This window comes from Methylobacterium tardum (genome assembly GCF_023546765.1).
Classification (GTDB): Bacteria; Pseudomonadota; Alphaproteobacteria; order Rhizobiales; family Beijerinckiaceae; genus Methylobacterium; species Methylobacterium tardum.
Genome location: NZ_CP097484.1, coordinates 6,287,230 through 6,308,171, shown reverse-complemented (window position 1 = coordinate 6,308,171; position 20,942 = coordinate 6,287,230). Strand labels below are relative to the sequence as shown.

Annotated in this window: 16 protein-coding genes and 1 pseudogene; 12 read left to right on the top strand and 5 right to left on the bottom strand. The window is 71.1% G+C overall.

Translation table 11 applies throughout. From position 1 onward, the window contains the following. Positions 1 to 1,089, top strand: coding sequence for a glycosyltransferase family 2 protein (locus tag M6G65_RS30150; RefSeq protein WP_238194890.1), 1,089 nt, complete (start codon positions 1 to 3; stop codon positions 1,087 to 1,089). Continuing rightward, on the top strand, positions 1,086 to 2,129 hold the full coding sequence (locus M6G65_RS30145; protein ID WP_238194889.1) for a glycosyltransferase: 1,044 nt from the start codon (positions 1,086 to 1,088) through the stop codon (positions 2,127 to 2,129). Before M6G65_RS30150 ends, M6G65_RS30145 begins: the two co-directional genes overlap by 4 nt. 413 nt (positions 2,130 to 2,542) lie before the next feature. Here the strand turns inward: M6G65_RS30145 and M6G65_RS30140 are convergent, their stop codons facing one another. Continuing rightward, positions 2,543 to 2,725, bottom strand: a complete 183-nt coding sequence (locus tag M6G65_RS30140; protein WP_160533674.1) for a hypothetical protein — start codon at positions 2,723 to 2,725, stop codon at positions 2,543 to 2,545. Positions 2,726 to 3,025: 300 nt separating this feature from the next. Between M6G65_RS30140 and M6G65_RS30135 the strand changes: the two genes are divergently transcribed. The 4 genes from M6G65_RS30135 to M6G65_RS30120 all read left to right on the top strand — a co-directional run bounded on the left by M6G65_RS30135 (position 3,026) and on the right by M6G65_RS30120 (position 8,706). Continuing rightward, a complete protein-coding gene (locus tag M6G65_RS30135; protein ID WP_250104316.1) occupies positions 3,026 to 4,186 on the top strand; it encodes an efflux RND transporter periplasmic adaptor subunit in 1,161 nt (386 codons plus the stop codon). A gap of 21 nt (positions 4,187 to 4,207) precedes the next feature. Further along, positions 4,208 to 7,345: an efflux RND transporter permease subunit gene (locus tag M6G65_RS30130; RefSeq protein WP_250103247.1), complete on the top strand. Its 3,138-nt coding sequence runs from the start codon at positions 4,208 to 4,210 to the stop codon at positions 7,343 to 7,345. 141 nt (positions 7,346 to 7,486) lie between these two features. Then, complete coding sequence (locus tag M6G65_RS30125) at positions 7,487 to 8,044, top strand: DUF4337 domain-containing protein (RefSeq protein ID WP_238194887.1); 558 nt, start codon at positions 7,487 to 7,489, stop codon at positions 8,042 to 8,044. Between the two features lie 134 nt (positions 8,045 to 8,178). Then, positions 8,179 to 8,706 (top strand): phosphate-starvation-inducible PsiE family protein, encoded by a 528-nt coding sequence (locus tag M6G65_RS30120; protein ID WP_238194886.1) that lies wholly within the window; start codon positions 8,179 to 8,181, stop codon positions 8,704 to 8,706. A 62-nt stretch (positions 8,707 to 8,768) separates the two neighbouring features. On the opposite strand, the gene M6G65_RS30115 is transcribed toward M6G65_RS30120, so the two are convergent. Next, positions 8,769 to 9,287 carry a TspO/MBR family protein gene (locus M6G65_RS30115; protein WP_238194885.1) on the bottom strand — a complete coding sequence of 173 codons (519 nt, stop codon included), beginning with the start codon at positions 9,285 to 9,287 and terminating at the stop codon, positions 8,769 to 8,771. 91 nt (positions 9,288 to 9,378) lie between these two features. Between M6G65_RS30115 and M6G65_RS30110 the strand changes: the two genes are divergently transcribed. The 3 genes from M6G65_RS30110 (at position 9,379) to M6G65_RS30100 (ending at position 12,823) form a co-directional block, all read left to right on the top strand. Next, positions 9,379 to 10,584 carry a trans-sulfuration enzyme family protein gene (locus tag M6G65_RS30110; RefSeq protein WP_238194884.1) on the top strand — a complete coding sequence of 402 codons (1,206 nt, stop codon included), beginning with the start codon at positions 9,379 to 9,381 and terminating at the stop codon, positions 10,582 to 10,584. Between the two features lie 185 nt (positions 10,585 to 10,769). Further along, positions 10,770 to 11,435: a response regulator gene (locus M6G65_RS30105; RefSeq protein ID WP_238194883.1), complete on the top strand. Its 666-nt coding sequence runs from the start codon at positions 10,770 to 10,772 to the stop codon at positions 11,433 to 11,435. Beyond that, positions 11,432 to 12,823, top strand: coding sequence for a sensor histidine kinase N-terminal domain-containing protein (locus tag M6G65_RS30100; RefSeq protein ID WP_238194882.1), 1,392 nt, complete (start codon positions 11,432 to 11,434; stop codon positions 12,821 to 12,823). The genes M6G65_RS30105 and M6G65_RS30100 overlap by 4 nt, the downstream gene beginning before the upstream one ends. Here M6G65_RS30100 and M6G65_RS34155 read toward each other — a convergent pair. Both M6G65_RS34155 and M6G65_RS34150 read right to left on the bottom strand, forming a co-directional pair. Beyond that, positions 12,807 to 13,151 carry a cytochrome c gene (locus M6G65_RS34155; protein WP_238194881.1) on the bottom strand — a complete coding sequence of 115 codons (345 nt, stop codon included), beginning with the start codon at positions 13,149 to 13,151 and terminating at the stop codon, positions 12,807 to 12,809. The genes M6G65_RS30100 and M6G65_RS34155 overlap by 17 nt on opposite strands. A gap of 11 nt (positions 13,152 to 13,162) precedes the next feature. Further along, positions 13,163 to 14,393: pseudogene (locus M6G65_RS34150) on the bottom strand (molybdopterin-dependent oxidoreductase). A 217-nt stretch (positions 14,394 to 14,610) separates the two neighbouring features. On the opposite strand from M6G65_RS34150, the gene M6G65_RS30085 reads away from it, so the two are divergent. The 3 genes from M6G65_RS30085 to M6G65_RS30075 all read left to right on the top strand — a co-directional run bounded on the left by M6G65_RS30085 (position 14,611) and on the right by M6G65_RS30075 (position 17,405). Continuing rightward, positions 14,611 to 15,027, top strand: a complete 417-nt coding sequence (locus M6G65_RS30085; protein WP_250103246.1) for a hypothetical protein — start codon at positions 14,611 to 14,613, stop codon at positions 15,025 to 15,027. Positions 15,028 to 15,132: 105 nt separating this feature from the next. Beyond that, on the top strand, positions 15,133 to 16,062 hold the full coding sequence (locus M6G65_RS30080; RefSeq protein ID WP_238194878.1) for an AEC family transporter: 930 nt from the start codon (positions 15,133 to 15,135) through the stop codon (positions 16,060 to 16,062). A gap of 113 nt (positions 16,063 to 16,175) precedes the next feature. Then, the gene (locus tag M6G65_RS30075) at positions 16,176 to 17,405 is read left to right on the top strand and encodes an acyl-CoA dehydrogenase (protein WP_250103245.1); all 1,230 of its coding nucleotides are present in this window, start codon (positions 16,176 to 16,178) and stop codon (positions 17,403 to 17,405) included. 170 nt (positions 17,406 to 17,575) lie between these two features. Here the strand turns inward: M6G65_RS30075 and addB are convergent, their stop codons facing one another. Beyond that, a complete protein-coding gene (addB, locus tag M6G65_RS30070) occupies positions 17,576 to 20,740 on the bottom strand; it encodes a double-strand break repair protein AddB (protein ID WP_250103244.1) in 3,165 nt (1,054 codons plus the stop codon). Positions 20,741 to 20,942 lie beyond the last annotated feature (202 nt).

The window sequence follows — 20,942 nt, the reverse complement described above, 5'->3', positions numbered from 1 at the left end:
ATGAGCGCCGACGCGGACCGCACCCTGCCCTGCGCCGTCTGTATCCCGGCGCGGAACGAGGCGGACCGCCTGCCGCGGCTGCTCGCCTCCCTGGCCGAGCAGGACTGTATTCCGCTGCGGAGCGCCTTGCGGGTCGTGGTCCTCGCCAACAACTGCACCGACGGGACCGTGGCGGCGATCCGGGCCCTCGAAGCGTCCGGCGCCCTGGCGCCGCTCGCGCTCCGGTTGATCGAGGTGCGGCTTGCCGGTGCGGAGGCGCATGTCGGCACCGCGCGGCGCATGGCGCTCGACGCTGGGGCCGAGTGGCTCGCCGCGGACGGGGTTCCAGACGGCGTACTGCTTACTACCGATGCCGATGCGCGCCTGCCGGCCGACTGGATCGGAGCCAATCTCCGCGCGCTGGAGGCGGCCGACGTGGTCGGTGGCCGGCTCGTCATCGACGATGACGGCGAGGCGGATCCGGCGCTCGCGGCGCTGCATGCCCGGATCGAGCGCTACTGGGCCGGCGTCCGGCGGCTGGAAGACATCCTCGATCCGCCGCCGCACGATCCGGCGCCGCGCCACGGCGACCATACCGGCGCGAGCCTCGCCGTCCCGGTGGCTCTCTACCAGGCCGTGGGCGGACTGCCGCCCCTGCCCTGTGGCGAGGACAACGCCCTGGTCGGGCTGCTGCGCGCGCGCGGCGCCCGCCTGCGTCACTGCCCGGCGGTGCGGGTGATGGTCTCGTCCCGCAACCAGGGCCGGGTCTCGGGCGGCATGGCCACCGAGATGGCCCGCCGCGCCCGGGTGATCGGCGGCGAGGCCTACCTGCTGCCGGAAGCGGCCCATTGGCAGGCGCTGATCCTGCGCCGTGCGGCCCTGCGCCGGGCGTTCCACCTCCAGCCTCCGGCCCGTGCCGCCGCCTGCGCGCGCCTCGGCCTCGGACCGGACGACCTCGCCGCTGTCGGCGACTGTCCCAACGACATCGCTTTCGTAGAGCGGGCCGACCAAATCCTCGAAGCGCGCGCCGCGCCGGCGCGGGAATGCCCCCTCGACCGGGCCATCGCCGATCTCGACGCGCTGGCCCTCGCCCTGCGGGATGCCGCGTGACCCGGGGGATCGGCTGGTACGTCCATCACCAGGGCGCCGGCCACCTCCAGCGGGCCCGGGCGGTGGCGGCGCATCTGCCCCGCCCGTGCACGATCCTGGGAACGCTCGCCGGCTTCGACACGACCGGGCTCGCCATTCTCGACCTGCCGGATGACCGGCCGCTCGGCGATGCCGCCTTCGATGGACGGGACGGCGCGGCCGACCGGCCGGAGGCGCTGCATTACGCCCCTCTGAACCATCCCGGCCTCCGCGCCCGGATGGCGCGCATCGCCAACTGGGTGGCGCGGACCGATCCGGCGCTCCTCGTGGTCGATGTCTCGGTGGAGGTGGCGCTGTTCGCGCGCCTGCTCTCGGTGCCGACTTTGGTGGTGCGCCTCGCCGGCACTCGCACCGACCAGCCGCATCTCGAAGCCTTCCGCAGCGCCAGCCGCCTCCTCGCGCCCTTTCCCGAAGCGTTGGACGGCGGGGGCGTGCCCGAGTGGGTTCGCGCCAAGACAATCTACGCGGGTTTTCTCACCGGACCGACCCTGCTCAACACCGAGGCGAGCCGCGATATCGTGGTGGTGTTTGGACAAGGCGGCGCGGGCGGCGACACCCCTGCCCTGGCCGCGGCGGCACGGTCCGTGCCCGACCGGGCCTGGCACGTGCTGGGCCCGGTCTCTGGCTCAGGCGCGATCCCCGACAATCTGCACCTGCACGGCTGGGTCCCCGACGTCGCCGCCCATGTGGCACGGGCCGCCCTGCTGGTCGGGGGCGGGGGCGACGGGGTCGTGGCGCTGGCTGCGGCGCAGGCCAAGCGCTTTCTCTGCCTGCCGGAGGCGCGGGCTTACGGCGAGCAGACCGAAAAGGCGGCAGCCCTGGCTCGACTCGGCGCCGCTATCGTGCAGGAGGGCTGGCCTGAAGCCTCCGCATGGCCGCGCCTGATCCAGGCGGCGCTCGCCCTCGATCCGGCAGTGATCGGCGGCTTGCATAGTCCGACCGCGGCCGCCGAGTGCGCGGCGGGGATCGATGCGCTAGCCGCTTCATTCGAGCGAACCTGAACGCGGCATCCGCACGCTGCTTTGCACGCCAGCAAAGCGCTCAAGCCGGAGCAGGCCACTCCGAATTTCGGCATCGACCGTCCACCGGCTGGAAGCCGTCGTCGAGTCGCCATGGGAGCGAGGACGTACACGGGGAGGAGCCGGTCTGTGCGCTGGACCGCTCACCCGGCTGGGCGTTTCTGCAATGGCACTTCGACCAGTATGAGAAGAACGCCGGCAGTCTCGGGCGATATCGCGCTCTACTGGCTACGCTGAACAAGCAGTCGCCGATCCCGCTGTATGGAGCTGGTTGAACGCCGCGCTCGAAACGCTGTCGTCCGCGCTCTGACGCGTCAGGTCCGGCCGACTCAATCGGCCGAAACCTTCATCATCGAGGCGCGCCGAACCGATATGCGGCTTCGACGGACGGATCGTTAAGAGATCAGGTCGAGCTTAGCCGCCTCGATCCCGTCCGCCCGGATCGCGTCCGGGATCGCGGAGAAGTCGCGGTATCCGGCTTCACGCGCCATCGCGTCCAGGGCCGTCTGCTCGTCGTCGGCCGCGCCGGTCCAGAGCACCGCACCACTCTTCTTCTGCTTGATCTGAAAGATGCTCATCGATCCATCCCCCATCCTGAGAAGCCCATCGCGGAGACAACGTCGCCGCTCTCCGCCGGTTGCAGGCCGGGATAGTCAAAGAGCCGTCTTCGTCGCTGTTCCGGGACGTGCGGCGTAACATCCAGCGACGGAAACATGCGGCGGCACTATGCTGGCTTCCGTGAAGGACAACGCGCCATGAAAACGCCGGCCTGCACAGTGATAGAGGTGCGTCATCAATCCAGCACCGAGCGCGAGGCCCCCGTCGTGAAGTACGTCCGTTGGCGCGCGTCCCGCCTCAGCGTCCTGTGCGGGCTCGCGATGCTCGCCGCGGCACCGGCCAGGGCGGTCGAGACCGCCTCCGTTCCCGATGCCGCCGCCATCGCGCCGGCGGTCACCGTCGTGCCGGCCGACAGCCGCGAGATCGCCGAGCGGGCGGTGGTCACCGGGACGCTGGTTCCACGCGACGAGATCCTGGTTTCCCCGGAGGTCGAGGGCCTGCGCATCACCGAGCTGCTCGCCGAGGAAGGCGACCGCGTCAGCAAGGGCGAGGTGCTCGCCCGGCTGTCGCTGGAGATGATCGCGACCCAGGAGGCCTCGAACGCGGCGGCGATCGCCCGGGCCGAGGCGGCGATCGTCCAGGCTCAGAGCCAGATCGTTCAGGCGGAGGCCGCCAACGTCGAAGCCAAGCAGTCGCTGGAGCGGGCCCAGGCGCTCGCCAAGACCGGCAACGCCACGGCGGCGGTGCTGGAACAGCGCGTCTCGGCGGCGCAGGGGGCGGAAGGGCGCCTCGCCGCCGCCAGGGGCGGCCTGCAATCCGCCCAGGCCGACCTCGCCACCGCCCGGGCGGCCGGCTCCGAAATTGCGCTGCGGCGTGCCCGCACCGACATCCGGGCGCCGGAGGCCGGGATCATCAATCGCCGCACCGCCCGGATCGGCGCCACCGCCACCGCGGCGGGAGAGCCGCTGTTCCGGCTGATCGCCCGGGGCGAGATCGAGCTGGAGGGCGAGGTGCCCGAGACGTCGCTGGCCCGCATCCAGGTCGGCAACCCGGCGAGCCTCGATCTCGATGACGGCCGCCGCCTCGCCGGCAAGGTGCGCCGGGTCTACCCGGAGGTCGATCGTGCGACGCGGCTCGGCAAGGTACGCGTCCGGCTCGGCGACGATCCGGTCCTGCGGATCGGCGCCTTCGCGCGCGGCAACGTGGAAGTGGCGCGCCGCACGGGCGTCGCGGTCCCGGTCTCCAGCCTGCTCTACGCCGCCGACGGCCGCGCCAGCGTCCTCGTGGTGAAGGACGGGCGCGTCCAGGCGCGGCCCGTGACGACAGGACTCTCCGCCGAGGGCTTCACGGAGATCCGCTCCGGCGCCGCCGCCGGCGAGAGCATCGTGGCCCGCGCCGGCAGCTTCCTGCGCGACGGGGACCGGGTGCGCCCGGTCCCGGCGAACACCAGCACGCCGATCGCCGACGCGGCCCCGCGGTAGGACGAGTCGAAGGATCCGGCCATGCGCCTCAACGTCTCCGCCTGGGCGATCCGCAAGCCCCTGCCGTCGGTGGTCCTGTTCCTGGTCCTGATGATCCTGGGGCTGGTGAGCTTCCGCGCCCTGCCGATCACGCGGTTCCCGAACATCGACATCCCGATCGTCTCCGTGACGATCACGCAGTCGGGCGCGGCCCCGTCCGAGTTGCAGACCCAGGTCACCAAATGGGTCGAGGATTCGGTCGCCGGGGTGAAGGGCGTCAAGCACATCCTCTCGACCATCACGGAAGGCACCTCGACGACGACGATCGAGTTCCGCCTAGAGGTGAACCAGGATCGCGCGACGAACGACGTCAAGGACGCCATCGCCAAGATCCGCCAGAACCTGCCGCGCACCATCGACGAGCCGATCGTCTCCCGCGTCGAGATCGCCGGCCTGCCGATCATGGTCTACGGCGCCTCGGCGCCGGCCATGACGCCCGAGGACCTGTCGTGGTTCGTGGACGACGTTGTCGCCCGGGGCCTGCAGAGCGTGAAGGGCGTCGGCGGCGTCGAGCGGCTCGGCGGCGTCGCGCGCGAGATCCGCGTCACCCTCAAGCCCGACCGGCTGCTCGCCCTCGGCATCACGGCCGCGGACGTGAACCGGCAGCTGCGCCTGACCTCGGCCGACATGGCCGGCGGCCGCGCCGAGGTCGGCGGCCAGGAGCAGTCGATCCGGGCGCTCGCCGCCTCGGCGAGTCTCGACACGCTGGCCAAGACCTCCATCGTGGTGCCGGGCAACCGCAAGGTCCGCCTCGACGAGCTCGCGACCCTGTCGGACACCGCCGAGGAGCCCCGCACCTTCGCGCGCTTCAACGGCGAGCCGGTGGTCGCCTTCGCGATCTCCCGCGCCAGCGGCGCCAGCGACGCCGATGTCTCGGTGGGCGTCGCCAAGAAGATCGCGGCGCTCCACGCGGCGAATCCCGACGTGCGCTTCGACCTGATCGACACCAGCGTCGACAACACGATCGGCAACTACCACTCGGCCATGATGGGCCTGATCGAGGGCGCGGCCCTCGCCGTCGTGGTGGTGCTGCTGTTCCTGCGCGACTGGCGTGCGACGCTGATCGCCGCAGTGGCGCTGCCGCTCTCGGTGCTGCCGACGTTCTGGGTGATGAGCGCGCTGGGCTTCTCGCTCAACGCGGTCAGCCTCCTCGCGATCACGCTGGTCACCGGCATCCTGGTGGACGATGCGATCGTGGAGATCGAGAACATCGTCCGGCACATGCGAATGGGGAAGTCGCCCTATCGCGCGTCGCTGGAGGCCGCCGACGAGATCGGGCTCGCGGTCATCGCCATCACGGCGACGATCATCGCGATCTTCTCGCCGGTCTCGTTCATGGGCGGCATCGCCGGCCAGTACTTCAAGCAGTTCGGCCTGACCATCGCGGCGGCGGTGTTCATGTCGCTGCTCGTGGCGCGGCTCATTACGCCGCTTCTCGCCGCCTATTTCCTGCGCGATCACGGGCCGGATCACGAGCGCGATGGATTCGTGATGCGCGGCTACACGCGGCTCGTGGCGTGGTCGGTCCGGCACAAGTTCATCACGCTGGTGCTCGGCATCGCGTGCTTCGCCGCCTCCATCGCCTCCACGGGGCTGCTGCCGGCGGGCTTCCTGCCGGCCGAGGATCAGGCCCGCACCCTGTTCGTGGTCGAGCTGCCGCCGGGCGCCCGGCTTCCGGACACGGTCCGGGTCACCGACCGCATCGAGGAGAAGATCCGCGCGCTGCCCGAGGTGAAGAGCGTGTTCGTGGATGGCGGCCGCCAATTGCCGGCCAAGAAGGAGGTGCGGCTCGCGAGCCTCACCATCAACCTCGTCCCGAAGAACACCCGCCACAGGACCCAGAAGCAGGTCGACGCGGAGGTCGCGGCGATCCTTCGGGAGGAGCCGGACCTGCGCTTCTGGGCGCTGCGCGAGGGCGGCCAGCGCGATCTGGCCCTGATCATCGCCGGTCCCGACAAGGCGGTGGTGGCTGAGACCGCAGCCAAGCTGCAGCGCGAGGCCCAGCAGGTCCCGCACCTCGTCAACGTCATGTCGACGGCGCCGCTGGACCGGACCGAGGTCCGGATCCGGCCGAAGCCCGCGGTGGCGGCCGATCTCGGCGTCACCACCGACACCATCGCCGAGACCGTGCGGGTCGGCACGATCGGCGACATCGGCATGAACCTCGCCAAGTTCAACGCCACCGACCGGCAGGTGCCGATCCGCGTGCAGCTGCCCGAGAGCCTGCGCGGCCGGCTCTCCGACCTTGAGACCCTGAAGGTCCCGGTGAAGGGCGGGACCGCCGTTCCGCTCGCCACCGTCGCCGATATCAGCCTCGGCCAGGGCCCGACCGGCATCGACCGCTACGACCGTTCCGTGCGCGTGGCGCTCGAGGGCGACATGCAGGGCACCGACGCGCTGGCCGAGCTGATCAGCCAGGTGATGAACCTGCCGACCGCCAAGAACCTGCCCCCCGGTGTGACGATCAGCCAGACCGGCGATGCCGAGGTGATGGGCGAGGTCTTCGAGGGCTTCGCGCTCGCCATGGGTGCCGGCCTGATGATGGTGTTCGGCGTCCTGATCCTGCTGTTCGGCAATTTCCTTCAGCCCCTGACCATCCTGTTCTCGCTGCCGCTCTCCATCGGCGGCGCGATCCTGGCGCTGCTGATCTGCCACATGCCGATCTCGATGCCGGTGGTGATCGGCATCCTGATGCTGATGGGCGTCGTGACCAAGAACGCCATCATGCTGGTGGATTTCGCCGTCGAGCAGATCCACGCCGGCGTCGACCGCAACACCGCCATCGCCGATGCCGGCCGCAAGCGGGCGCGGCCGATCGTGATGACCACGATCGCGATGGCGGCCGGCATGGTGCCGTCCGCGATGGCCTACGGGATCGGCGGCGAGTTCCGCGCGCCCATGGCGGTGGCGGTGATCGGCGGCCTGATCGTCTCGACGGTGCTGTCGCTGGTCTTCGTGCCGGCGATCTTCGTGCTGATGGATGACCTGTCGCGCCTGATGAAGCGCCTGTTCGGCCGCTTCGTCGGCGAGCGCGACGATCCGGAGGATGCGGTCGACTTCGACTCGGTCCATCCGGCCAATGACGGGCATCCGGCGCCGCCGCGGATCGCCGCGGAGTAGGACGGAGCGGCCGGGTTGTCGTCCGCTCCGTCATCCCGGGACCGCGCAGCGGGGCCCGGGTGTATCCGCGGCGCGCATTGCGCGCGGCGCCGCGATGGGCTGTGACTCCCGCCAGCGAATCGAACGAGGACACGAGAAGCGATGTCGGGTGGTCACGGGGCGGTCGAGGGTTCGAACAAGCGCGTCGCGCTGCTGATCTCGGTGCTGGCACTGTTCCTCGCGTTCAGCGAGACCCTGGGCAAGGCGGCCCAGACGGAGTCGATCGGCGCGAATGTCGAGGCCGCGAACCAGTGGGCCTATTTCCAGGCGCGCACGATCCGCTCGACGGTGCTCAAGACCGCCGACGAGGCCCTGGCCCTGGTGCCGCCGGGCCCCAACCAGGATGCGATCGCGGCCAAGCGCGCCGAATGGGCCAAGACGCTGGCGCGCTGGGAATCCGAACCCGCCACAGGCGAGGGCCGCAAGGAGCTGACCGCGAAGGCGAAGGCCTCGGAGGAGCGGCGCGACCTGTCGCTGCTGCGCTACCACCATTACGAACTGGCCTCGGCGGCCTTCCAGATCGGCATCGTGCTGGCCTCGGCCGAGGTGATCACCGGCATCGCTCTGCTGGTCTTCGCCGGCGGCTTCCTGGGGCTCGCCGGCGCGGTGCTCCTCGGCTTCGGCTACCTCGCGCCGCATGCGCTGCCATTCTTCCATTGAAGGTCGCAAGGAGGATCATCCGGGCGGGACAGCGGCGTAACGCCACGATCGCTGGCGATTGATCAGACGCGCGCGGCGCCAGGCTGGACGCGCGCGTCGGAAGCTGATCGTTTCGGCATATTCCGGGGGGAATAATGTCGGATCACTCAGAAGAACAGGGACGCCTGACGAAGATCGCCAGCGCGATCTTCCTGCACACCGAGCACGCCATCTACGCGGCACTCGGCCTCCTGCTGGCGCTCACCGCGCTCATCGCGCTGGTCGACGCCGCCGGGCTGACCTGGGAGGCCATGCGGGCGCTCGGCGGCGCCGCGCAGATCCTGGAGGTGATCGACCGGCTGCTGTTCCTGCTCATGCTGATCGAGATCCTCCATACGGTGCGGGTCTCGATGCGGTCGGGCACGCTGACCTGCGAACCGTTCCTGATCGTCGGGCTGATCGCGTCGATCCGGCGGGTCCTGGTGATCACGTTGCAATCCTCCGAGATCACCCACGCCAAGGACTGGTCGCCCGAGAAGCAGGCTTTGTTTCAGGCCTCGATGATCGAGCTCGGCGTGCTGGCCGGCCTGATCGTCACGATGGTGTTCGCGATCTTCCTGCTCCACCGCGCGCGGGACGATGGACGTCCGGCGGGCGAAGAGAAGCCGAGCGGCGCGTCCTGAATCCGCGAGCCGCCGCCGTCCTCGCGGGGGAGCGAAGCCAAACTGAATGAGCGGATCCGCTTTCAATTCAGCCGAAGGATCGCGGCGTTGAGCAGGGTCGCGAAGGCGACCCAGGCGGCGTAGGGCACGAGGAGCCAGGCTGCGACCCGGTCGAACCGCCAGGTCAGGCGGATGGTCCAGAGCACCATCACCAGCAGCATCGCCACCACGATCAGGCCGGCCCCGATCGCGTGGGCGGTGAAGAAGACCGGCGTCCAGGCGGCGTTGAGGGCGATCTGGACCAGGAAGGCGGCCAGCGCGAGCCACCAGCCCTTGCGGCTCGGCCCGGAGCGGGGCATGGCGCCGAGCAGCCGCCAGAGCGCAATCGCGATCATGGTGTAGAGGATCGTCCAGGCCACCGGGAACACCCAGTTCGGCGGGTTGAAGTCCGGCTTGTTCAGGCTTGCGTACCAGCCCGGGATCTCGGCCTGCGTCGCGGCCGAGCCGATTGCGGCGGTGGCCGCCACCGGCAGGATCGCGGCGGCGAGGCGCAGCCAGCGCGGCAGGGGCGATCCTCCGGGGACCTGTGTCGCGGCGGTCATGGTCGTTCATCTCCAGGCCGCATGGGCGCGCGGCTTGCCGGGGCCCACGCGCCGTGGCACGCGCCCGTCTCCATCCGCCGAGATTCGCCAGATGTCACAGCCTAACGCGCCGCAGGGTCCGTCGGATAGCCGGAGCGACGCCGCGCCGGATGTCACCCGCCGAAGCCTTGCTGCCCAGGCGCTGGGCCGGATCGAACCCGAGACCCGGGCGGTGGTGATGCCGCTCCACGTCTCCACCACCTTCATCCGCGATCCCGACCACGGCTACAGCTCGGGCTACTGCTACGCACGGCCGGACAACGCCACGGTGCGCGAGGCGGAGGCCGTCCTGGCGATGCTGGAGGGCGCCGCGGCCGGCGCGTTGCTGTTCGGGTCCGGGATGGCGGCGGCGACCGCGGTGTTCGGCGCCCTAGAACCCGGGGACCATGTCGTCGCCGGCACGGTCATGTACTGGGCGCTGAAGCGCTGGCTGCGGGAGGAGGCGCCCCGGCGCGGCTTTACGCTGACCTTCGTGGAGACGGACGATCTGGACGCCCTGCGGGCCGCCATCAAGCCGGGCCGGACCAAGCTCGTGTGGATCGAGACCCCGGGCAATCCGCTCTGGACGGTGACCGACATCGCCGCCGCGGCCGAGATCGCCCACCGGGCTGGGGCCCGGCTCGCCGTGGATTCCACCGCGGCCTCGCCGGTGCACACGCGCCCGCTGGAACTCGGCGCCGACATCGTGATGCATTCGGCCACCAAGATCCTGAACGGCCATTCCGACGTGGTGGCGGGCGTGCTGGCGGGCGCGCAAGCCGACACGTTCTGGGAGCGGATCCGGAGTATCCGCGCCGGAAGCGGCGGCATCCTCGGGCCGTTCGAGGCGTACCTGCTGATGCGCTCCCTCCGCACCCTGCATCTGCGCGCGGCGGCACAGTCGGCGGGCGCCCTGAGGCTCGCCGAGCGTCTGAGCGGGCACCCGCACGTGACCCGCGTCCTGTATCCGGGGCTCCCGGACGATCCGGGGCACGCGGTCGCCCGAAGGCAGATGCGCGACGGGTTCGGCTTCATGCTGTCGATCCGGGTCGCGGGTGCCGAGGCCGGCGCCATCGCGACGGCGGCGCGGGTGCGGCTCTGGAAGCGCGCGACCTCGCTCGGCGGCGTCGAGAGCCTCATCGAGCACCGCGCCTCGGTGGAAGGCCCGGGCAGCCCCTGCCCGACGGACCTGCTGCGCCTGTCGACCGGCATCGAGGACACGGACGACCTGTACGGCGATCTGGATCAAGCGCTGCGGGCGGCGCACGCGGTGGCCTGAGGGGATCCGGCGGCTGAGGACCGCGAATGATAGATCGGTCAGGCTATTCACTGCCGCGCGAGCCCCGCGATTGCGATCGCCACCTGTATTTCCCAACAAGAACCCACAAAGTCGCCCCATGCCGGCTCTAGGGACGCGTCGCGGCTTCGATGACGCCCCTACCCCGACGCTGAAGCGAGCGACCTTTGCGCATCCTCGTTCTCGAAGATGATCCGATGCTCGCGGATGGCCTGATCTCGGGCCTGTCGCTGCATGGCATGACCGTCGATTGCGTATCGACCTGCGGAGATGCCGTCGCGATCTTCGATGCGACGAACTACAGCGCGGCGATCCTGGATCTCATGCTGCCCGACGGGTCCGGATTGGATGTCCTCAGGCATATTCGGGCACGTGACGACGCCACCCCCGTCCTGGTCCTGACCGCAATCGACGCCGTCGCCGACCGCATCGCGGGACTCGATTGGGGCGCGGACGATTACATGGGCAAGCCGTTCGACCTCGGCGAACTCGCGGCCCGGCTGCGCGCGATGATCCGGCGGGCGGCCGGGCGGGCCTCTCCGACTTTCGCGTGGCGCGGCCTCACGATCGACCTCGGCCGGCAATCCGTGACCCAGGCGGGCGCCGCCCTCCCCCTGTCGCGCCGCGAATTCGCGCTGCTGGAGGCGCTGATCGAGCGGCCGGGGCGTGTCCTGTCGCGCAGCCAGCTTGAGGCGCGCCTCTACGGCTGGAACGAGGAGATCGGCAGCAACGCCCTCGAAGTGCACGTCCACAATCTGCGCGCCAAGATCGGCCGCGACGCGATCGAAACCGTGCGTGGCCTCGGCTACCGCATGCGGGAGGATCGGGCGTGAACTCCCTGCGCATGCGCCTGTTCGCGACCCTGGTCACGGCCACCGGGCTGGTCTGGCTCGCCGCCATCGTCTGGACCTATGTCGACAGCCGCGCCCAGTTCGAGAGCATCCTCGACCGCCGCCTGATGGAAGCGGCCCGCATGGTCGACAGCCTGTTCACACCGGCCCGGGCCGCGACCGCGCGGCGGCCGGGAAGCGCGGACGGTGACGAGGCCACGCTGACCCATATGGTGAGCTACGATCGGCATCTCAGCTGCCAGATCTGGTCGCTGGATGGACGGCTCATCGGAGCCTCGGATGGCGCACCCGATCCCAAGCTGTCGGATCAGCGCGACGGCTTCTCAAACCGGGTGATCGACGGGCAGGCGTGGCGGGTGTTCGCCCTGTCCGATCCGGCCAAGGGCTTCCGCATCCTGGTCGGCGACAATCTCGGGCAGCGGCGACAGCTGGAGCACGGCCTCGTCGGCAGCCTGCTGCTCACCGCCGGCTGCGTGCTGCCGATCCTGGCGCCGCTGATCTGGTTCAGTGTCGGCCGCGGCCTGCGTCCGCTGAACCATGCGACCCGCGACCTCGCCGCCCGGGACGCCGACAACCTGGAGCGGGTCGCGGTCGGCCGGATGCCCTCGGAGATCCGCCCGCTGGTCGATGCGCTGAACCGGCTGTTCGGCAAGGTGGCGGCCGCGCGCGACCACGAGCGCAGCTTCCTCGCCTACGCGGCGCACGAGCTGCGCACGCCGCTGGCCGGTCTCAAGACCCAGGTCCAGGTCGCCATGGGGGCGCAGGATGCGGCCATGCGCGACGCCGCCCTCGCCCAGACCCTGAGCGCGGTCGACCGGTCAGCGCGCCTCGTCCAGCAGCTTCTGACGCTCTCGCGCCTCGACAGCAGCGTCCGGCCGGTCGCCACCGCCTGGATCCCCGTGGAGGAGCGGCTGCGCGACCTGCTCGCCGGGATGGCCGATATGCCGGCGCCGGAGCGCGTCGGCTTCGCGCCCGACCTCGCGACCCTTGAGATCCGCATGGACGAGGACCTGTTCGACCTCGCCATGCGCAACCTGATGGAGAACGCCCTGCTGATGACCCCGGAGCCGGGCGCGGTCACCTGGGAAGCCGCGCTCGGCGCGGACGGGAGCGCCACCCTGTCGCTTGTCGACGCGGGGCCCGGCATCGCCGAGGCGGAGCGGGCCCAGGTCGTCCGGCGCTTCGTGCGCGGGAGCCGGCGCGCCAAGGTCGGCAGCGGCCTCGGCCTCTCGATCGTCACCATGGCGCTTGAGCAGTCCGGCGCCCGCCTGCGGCTCGACGGGCGGAACGACGGGCCCGGGCTGCGGGCGAGCGCGGTCTTCGACGCCGGGCTCGCCCGATGCGCGCCCGCCGCTACGGCTCGCCTTTGACCCGGGCGAGGTAGTCGACGATCACCTTGGCGTCCTCGGGCGTGATCGGCGCCTTGTAGGCGGTGATCATCTTGTCGACGACCGTGTGCCATTCCTCGCGGGAGAGCGACGGCTGGTTGAGGGTGTGGTCGGCGGAGTGGCAAGCCGTGCAGTTGGACGCGATGACGTCCGAGCCCGGGCCGGCGGGAAAACCCGGCGCGTCGCCGAAGGGCAGCTCGACCTCCGGCGTCGGGTGAAGCTCGAGCGGCGCGGCAGCCAGAGCGGCCGACGTGGCGACCGCCAGAGAGGTCAGGCAGGCCAGAACGGCGGTGCGGATGGGGCGCAGCATGGGTTCGCTCCTCAAGCCGCCACGAGGTCGAGGGCTTCGACCTGGTTGGTCATGTAGCCGCCTGCGTTCCAGACGCGCTGCATCGGCTGCGTCACCCGGTCGGTGTTGGTGCAGCGGACCATCACGGTGTGTGCCCCGCGCTCGGGCAGGCTGATCGTGGTTTGCCACTGCCGGAAACCGTAGGTGCCCTCGTCCTTGCCCAGATCGTGGGCTGCCGGTGCGGCCATGATCGAGGGACAGGTCCACGGCGGCGACGCCGCGGTCGCCCCCGAAGGCGATGCCGCGCACCGTCTGCGGCGCTCCGGCCGGCACGCTGTCGCCCGCCTTGAGGTTGGTCACGAACGAGCGGGGCAGATTCCGGGTGATCGGGATCATGGTGACCCCCTTCTGCCCGGGCTCGATCGTGTGGTGCGGCGTGTCCGGCACGCGGTAGCTCCGGGTCGTCCAGACGCTCGGATCGGGGTGATCCATCACCTCGATGTCGCCGAGCATCTTGATCCAGTAGACGGCGCACCAGCCGGGGACGACGAGCTTGAGCGGGAAGCCGTTGAGCATCGGCAACTGTTCGCCGTTCATCGCGAAGGCGAGCATGACCTCGCCGTCGCGGGCGTGGTCAATGTCCAGGGCTTTGACGAATTTCGGGGCGTCGGGCAGCAGCGGCTCGCCGAGCCCGCCGAAGCGCACATGGGTGGCGCCGGCCTTCACGCCGGCCCGGTCCAGGACGTCCCTGAGGCGCACGCCGGTGTAGAGGGCGTTGCTCATCGAGCCGTTGCCCCACTGGGCGCCGGCGACCCGGGGCTGGGCGTAGAGGCGCGAATTGCCGGCGCACTGGCTGACCGCCGCGATCTCGAAGCGCGGCAGGTCATGGATCAGCTCCCGCAGCGACAGCGCCTGCGGCCGCTCGACGAGGCCCCGGACCTTCAGGGTGAAGCTGTCGGTGTCGACGCGGGTCGGGAACGTGGCCCAGTGCCAGCTCACGAAGTGCCGGTCGTTCGGGGTGAACACGCCCGTGTCGAAGACCTCGAAGGGCGTCTCCAGCCACGGCGGCCGCGTGCGCTGGACGATCATGCGCCCCTTCTCGGGGTAGGTCGCCGACATCGGCCGGGTGCTCGGGCCGCCCGGGACGTGGAAGTCGAAAGTCTCGGCCCGGGCGCGGCCCGCGAGCAGGCCCATGCCGCCCAGGGCGGCCGCCGACAGCAGGCCGCGGCGGCTCGGGTTCGATAACGCAAGGTGTTTCGGCATCGACGTGACAATTCCGCTGCGCCGACGCCCAGCGGGTCGGCGCGGGGTCTCCACGCCCCCCAGCTTAAAGGCACCTTAAGGGCATCGACGGACCGGCGGTGCCAAAGCGGCGAACGGCGCGTTGTGATGGCGATGCCCTTCGCGGGCGCAACCGCTATCGTGAGCACCGCACGCCGATGAGATCCTCCTCCCCGCCGCCGCCCTCCTCGGCCTCGCCGTGACGGCGGCCCACGCCGATGCGGTGCCCAGCCTCGACGTCGAGCGGACCTGCCGATCGGCGCAGGTCACCAACACGACGATCAGCGACCAAGCCAACTACGATGGCTGCCTCCGCTCGGAGCGCGAGGCCAAGAAGGAGGCCGAGCAGCACTGGGGCAGCTACACCGCCGCCGCCAAGCGCCAGTGCCAGGACCAGTTCAAGGCCGGCGGCTTCCCGTCCTACGTCGAGATGGTGACCTGCCTGGAACTCGCCTCCGGGACCGTGCCGACGCAGAGCAGCGAGGGCGGCCGTGCGGTGGGCGGCCCAGGCTCGCCGCGGGACGTGAAGGCGCAGCAGGAGGGCGGCGCCAACCTCACCCGCGAGCCGCCCGCAAGCCAGCGCACCAACCCGATTCAGGTGCTGGAGAACAAGTAGGCCGCCGCGGCCGGAGCCGGCGAGCCATTCTCCCGGTGCAGACGCGGGACGCCGCTGTCACGTGCTAAGGGCTGCGTTCCCGCCCTCCGCACGCCGACCGGATCCGTGAACGCCCTCGCCATCATCGCCCCGATCTTCGGGATCGTCCTGATCGGCTGGGGTGCGGCGCTCGCGGGGCTGCTCTCCGACAAGGTGAGCGACGGCCTGTCGGAATACGTCTTCGCGGTCGCCGTCCCGGCGCTGATCATCGCCACGCTGACGAAGCCCGGGATGAGCGGCACCGTGGCGTGGTCCTACTGGGTCGCGTATTTCGGGGGCGCCGGCATCGCCTGGTTCGTCGGCACGCTGATCGCGCGCCGGCGCGCCGGGATCGAGCGGCGGGGCACGATCCTGCACGGTTTCGCGGCGAGCCAGTCGAACACCGTGTTCGTCGGCGTGCCGATGATCCTCCAGGCCTACGGCGAGGAGGGCGCCTTCCCGCTGTTCATGCTGCTCGCGGTCCATCTGCCGCTGATGATGGGCAGCGCCACCTTCCTGATCGAGTCCGATTCCGGGCTGCCGGTCCTGGCGCGGATCCGGGGCCTCGCCCTGGTGCTCCTGCGCAACCCGATCTTCGTGGCGCTCCTGATCGGCATGGGCATGAAGGGGTTCGGCCTCGCACCGGCCGGCATCGCCCAGTCGCTGATCGATGCGTTCGCGGGGACGGCCTCCACCTGCGCGCTGGTCGCGCTGGGCGCCGGCCTGAAGCGCTACCGGGTGCTGTTCGATCTGAAGGGCGCCCTAGTGATCGCGCTCCTGAAGAACCTCCTGCACCCGCTGGCGGTCTGGATCCTGGCCTTCCACGTCTTCGCGATGCCGCCCGCCTACGCGGGAGTCGCGACCCTGTTCGCCGCCATGCCGGTGGGGATCAACGCCTACCTGCTGGCGGTGCGCTACAAGACCGAGACCGGGATGGTGGCCGCCTCGGTGCTGGTTTCGACCCTGCTGGCGCCGCTCACCACCCTGGCGTGGCTCATGCTCCTCGGCCGGGCGTGACGGCAGCGCCCCGGCGTCACCGCGCGCGTTGGACCGCGCGCCGCGCGGGTCTAGGGTAGGGACAACCGCGCGGGCCTCGAAGACCGGCGCTCTCCTGCAGGCGAGGAAACTCCATGAACGCTCCGATGCGCCCTCCGGGCAGCGCCTCCCCGTCCGCCCCGGCCTCGGCGAGCTTCGTCTGGGACGATCCCTTCCTGCTGGAGGACCAGCTCACCGAGGACGAGCGGGCGATCCGCGACGTGGCTCAGAGCTTCGCGCAGGAGCAGCTCCTGCCCGGCATCGCCGAAGCCTACGCCACCGAGAAGACCGATCCGGGCCTGTTCCGGAAGATGGGCGAGCTCGGCCTCCTGGGGGTGACCCTGCCGGAGGAGTACGGCTGCGCCGGCGCCTCCTACGTCGCCTACGGGCTGGTAGCCCGGGCGGTCGAGGCGGTGGATTCCGGCTACCGCTCGATGATGAGCGTCCAATCCTCCCTCGTGATGTACCCGATCCACGCCTACGGCTCGGAGGAGCAGCGGAAGAAGTTCCTGCCGAAGCTGGCCTCGGGCGAGTGGATCGGCTGCTTCGGCCTCACCGAGCCCGATGCCGGCTCGGACCCGGCCGGCATGAAGACCAAGGCCGAGAAGATCGACGGCGGCTACCGGATCTCGGGCGCCAAGATGTGGATCTCCAACGCGCCGTTCGCCGACGTCTTCGTGGTCTGGGCGAAGTCCGACGCGCATGAGGGCGCGATCCGCGGCTTCGTCCTTGAGAAGGGCATGAAGGGCCTGTCGGCGCCGACGCTCAAGGGCAAGCTGTCCCTTCGCGCCTCGACCACCGGCGAGATCGTCATGGAGGGCGTCGAGGTCGGCGAGGACGCGCTGCTGCCGAACGTCTCGGGGCTGAAGGGGCCGTTCGGCTGCCTCAACCGGGCGCGCTACGGCATCTCGTGGGGCGCGATGGGCGCCGCCGAGGATTGCTGGCACCGCGCCCGCAACTACACGCTGGAGCGCAAGCAGTTCGGTCGGCCCCTGGCGCAGACCCAGCTCGTCCAGAAGAAGCTCGCCGACATGCAGACCGAGATCGCCCTCGGCCTCCAGGCCTCGCTCCGGGTCGGGCGGCTGATGGACGAGGGCCGGATGGCGCCCGAGATGATCTCGCTCATCAAGCGCAACAATTGCGGCAAGGCGCTGGACATTGCCCGTACCGCCCGGGACATGCACGGCGGCAACGGCATCATGGGCGAGTACCACGTGATGCGCCACGCCCAGAACCTCGAGACGGTGAACACCTACGAGGGCACCCACGACGTCCACGCCCTGATCCTCGGCCGGGCGCAGACGGGGCTGCAGGCGTTCTTCTGAGGCCCGGAGGACGCGACTCCCACCAGATCACCGCATCCTGAGGTGCGGTGAAGCCGTCCCGAAGGAGGGCTTCAGGGATCGCAGCGGCATCTGGAAGTCTCCGAGTCCTCCGTTGCGCTTCGGCACCTCAGGATGAGGGCGCGGGTGGGATATCTCAGCGATGAGGACGGTTACTCCCCGCCCTCCTCCCCGGCCAAAGACCATTCGCGCACCCGGGCGAGATGGTCGTAGGACCCGTACTTGCTGGCAAATTGCGGATAGGGCCGCGCCGTGTAGGCGGCCTCGCCGGTCATGAACCGGGCCACCAGCCCGCGCAGCCGTTCGGCATGCTCGGCGACGATCGCCTCGACGCCGCGCTCTTCGCCCCGGGGCGGCTTGACGGGGATCGGCAGGAACGGCTTCCGGCCGCCGGAGGCGTGGACGTAGAGCAGGTCCGGCACCGCCTTCACGGCCGGCAGATCCGCGAAGGCGCCGTGCATCAGCATCGCGGCCTCCAAGGTCAGTTGCGGCGAGAACCCGGAGAAGATCATCTTCGCCGAAGGCGGTGCGCCGGTCTTGTAATCGACGATGCAGGCGGTGCCGTCGGCGCGCAGCTCGATCCGGTCGGCACGGGCACGCAGCGTGAAGGTCTCGCGCCCCATCGGGATCACCCAGCGCCCGGAGACTTCCGGGTAGACCCGGGACAGAGCGGGGCGGCGCTGCGCCTCCCATTCGAGATACGCCGTCGCCATGCGCTCGTAGCGCGGCCACCACTCGGCGTAGAGGTTCGGATACTCCGCCTCGATGTCGGCGAAGGCGTTCACCGCGAGGTTCAGCAGGCGCACGGCCGAATCGGGCGGCAGGTCCTTGGGATGGCGGCTGGCAAATTCCGCGAAGACGTCGTGCACCAGCGAGCCGCGGGTGGCGACGCCCGGCGCCGCCGCCAGCGGGTCGAGCGGGTCGAGCCCGAGCACGTGGCGGGCGAAGATGCTGTAGGGATCGCGCACCAGCGTCTCGATCTCGGTGACGCTGAGCGAGCGCGGGAACAGGGCCGGGTCCGGCTTCGGCGCCGGGCGCTTCAGCCGCGGCTCCGGCGGCGCCGCGTCGAGCCGGGCCGCGAGACTGGTGAGCCGGCGTCCCGCCTCCAGGACGGTCTCCCAGCGGGGATCGCCCGCGAGCGCCCGCAGCCGCTGGATCAGCCGCGACGGCACGGTCGGCGCGCCCTCGCGCTTCAGAGCCCGGGTGATCACCGCGTCGCGGCAGCCGAGCGCCTGCACGAAGTCGTGGGCCATTTGGCCGATTCGCCGCTCGGGCGGGTTCAGGCCGACGCGCTCGCGCATCGGCCGGTTGAGGAACGAGTCGGTCAGCGTGCGCACCGGCCAGACGCCCTCGCCGAGGCCGCCGAGCACGACCCGGTCCACCGACAACAGGCGCGCCTCCAGCAGGCCGAGGATGCGCAGCCGCGGATGCGGCGCGTCGCCGGTGCAGGCGACTTTGCGCTCGCGGGCGAGCGACGTGAAGAAGGTGGCGTAGTCGCCGAACCGCCCCGGCATCAGGCCGGGCTCGGCCATCTCCAGATCGCCGAACAGGGCGTCCAGACAGGACAGGGATCCGTCCGTTTCGGTCTTGGGCGCGTCCTCCGGCCCGGCGATCAGCCGGTCGCAGGCCACCCGGTGGCTGGTGGCCGTGGTGACGAGATCGCAATCCCCAGCGCCGTCGGCCCCCGGGAAGTCCCGGAACACCAGATCCAGTCGGTCGAGCAGATCCGCGGCCAGCGCCCAGTCGATGTCCTTCAGGCGCCGTTTGGCGCGGGGCCGATGCTCGGGCGGACCGGCCTGCTCGGCGGCGAGGGCGTTGCGCAGGCCATCGAAGCCCGGAGCCGGGACCGGACCGCGCAGCAGCCCGATCTCCAGGGCGGCGGCGCCCCGGACCACGTCCGCGCGTGGCAGGCCGAGATGGACCATCGGGTGCGAGAGCAGCGCGATCAGCCGGGCCGGGATCGCGTCGGCCTGGTTGCGCGCCAGATCGGCGGCGAGTTCGGCCGCGAGCCGGGCGAGCCGCCCGGCTGGGCTTCCGGCCAGCGCCAATCCGGCGGAATCCTCCGCCACGATGCCCCAGCGCAGCAGCTCGACGGCGACCCGGCCGGCGAGTCCCCGGTCGGGCGTGACCAGGGCCGCGGTGGCGCCGTGCGTCTGCAGGGTTTCGCGCAGCGCCAGCGCCGCGACCAGCGCCTCCTCACGCTCGTCGGCGGCCTCGGCGAGCGCCAGCCCGTGCAGGCCGAGCCGGGCGATGGTGTCCCGTCCGGCCGGGTCGAGAGCGGCCCAGGCATCTGTCGTATCGGCAGGCCGCAGGGCCTGGGACAGGAGCGCGGCCCGCGCGGCCTGACCGGCATCGGGATCGCCGAGGGCCACGATCTCGGCACGGTTCAGGTTGAGATTCTCCGGCCCGAGCAGCCGGTGCAGCACCGCCTGCGGGTGGCCGTGGGCGATCACCCGGGAAAAGCCCTCGCCGGTGTCGATGCCGTCCCAGCCGGCCGCGTCGAGGTCCAGGTCGAGCCCGGGCAGGACCACGGCACCCCGGGGCAGCTTCGCCACGGCGGCGATGAGCCGGGCCGTGGCGGGCACGGAGCCCAGCGAGCCGGCAACGATCACCGGGTCCGGAGTGGCGCTGCGCGACAGGCGCCGCTCCTCGGCGAGCACGAGACCGCGCGCGCGGGCGACCGGGTCGGCGAGGCCGCGCTCGGCGAGCAGCTTCGGCCAGTTCTCGGCGGCGATCTTCACGAAGTCGAGGGTCAGGCCGAAGTAGCGAGAATATTCGGCCTCGACGGCGGCGCCGATCTCCGACCAGGGCAGCCCCTCGACGGTAAGCGCGTCCATGAGCCGTTCGAGATCGCCGGCGAGCCCGACCGCGTCGGCGGGGGAGGACGGCACGAGGAACGGCACCTCGGCATCCAGCGGCAGCAGGGTCCGGTCGACGGTCTTGGCCCAGGCCTGGACGAGGCGGGCGAGGATCAGCCGACGCTCGAGCGCCGGCATCGGGACGCTCAACGGGTCGGCATTCTCCTCCAGCAGCGGCTCGGCGGCGAGGTCGAGCTCCGCCTCGTCGGCCTCGCCGAGGGGGATCATCCGCGGCAGCAGGGTGGCCTGCCCGGGCGCGTCCCGGCCGAGCCGGTCGGCCAGGATCGCGCTGAGCGCCCGCGCCGCGCGGCGGGTCGGCAGGTAGATGGTGATGGCGGCAAGCGCCAACGGGTCATCCGCAACCGGCCCGACGAGCCGGCCGGAGAGCAGCGCCTCGGCGAGCGTCGGCAGGAACGGAACGCCGCGGGAGATGGTGAAGACGGCCGATCTGGCGGACATGGTCAGGCTTCTACGCCCGCGGCGATGTTCCGGACAGGGGGCGATGGGCCGCTGCCCGGATCGAGGCGGATGGCCGATCGCGCGCATCGCGGCGCCCCCGCGCGTCACGACTTCGGCATGCGCCGCCCTGTGCCGCGGGCCCCGTCGTTCCGGGGCCGCGAAGCGGAGCCCGGAACCCAGACACGCCAACGCGACCCGAGAC

Bases quoted from the DNA above. Each gene is read 5' to 3' on its own strand.
- M6G65_RS30135 (WP_250104316.1), top strand. From the start codon at position 3,026: ATGCTCGCCGCGGCACCGGCCAGGGCGGTCGAGACCGCCTCCGTTCCC.
- M6G65_RS30075 (WP_250103245.1), top strand. From the start codon at position 16,176: ATGAACGCTCCGATGCGCCCTCCGGGCAGCGCCTCCCCGTCCGCCCCG.
- M6G65_RS30110 (WP_238194884.1), top strand. From the start codon at position 9,379: ATGTCACAGCCTAACGCGCCGCAGGGTCCGTCGGATAGCCGGAGCGAC.
- M6G65_RS30115 (WP_238194885.1), bottom strand. From the start codon at position 9,287: ATGACCGCCGCGACACAGGTCCCCGGAGGATCGCCCCTGCCGCGCTGG.
- M6G65_RS30125 (WP_238194887.1), top strand. From the start codon at position 7,487: ATGTCGGGTGGTCACGGGGCGGTCGAGGGTTCGAACAAGCGCGTCGCG.
- M6G65_RS34155 (WP_238194881.1), bottom strand. From the start codon at position 13,151: ATGCTGCGCCCCATCCGCACCGCCGTTCTGGCCTGCCTGACCTCTCTG.
- M6G65_RS30130 (WP_250103247.1), top strand. From the start codon at position 4,208: ATGCGCCTCAACGTCTCCGCCTGGGCGATCCGCAAGCCCCTGCCGTCG.
- M6G65_RS30140 (WP_160533674.1), bottom strand. From the start codon at position 2,725: ATGAGCATCTTTCAGATCAAGCAGAAGAAGAGTGGTGCGGTGCTCTGG.
- M6G65_RS30120 (WP_238194886.1), top strand. From the start codon at position 8,179: ATGTCGGATCACTCAGAAGAACAGGGACGCCTGACGAAGATCGCCAGC.
- addB (WP_250103244.1), bottom strand. From the start codon at position 20,740: ATGTCCGCCAGATCGGCCGTCTTCACCATCTCCCGCGGCGTTCCGTTC.
- M6G65_RS30150 (WP_238194890.1), top strand. From the start codon at position 1: ATGAGCGCCGACGCGGACCGCACCCTGCCCTGCGCCGTCTGTATCCCG.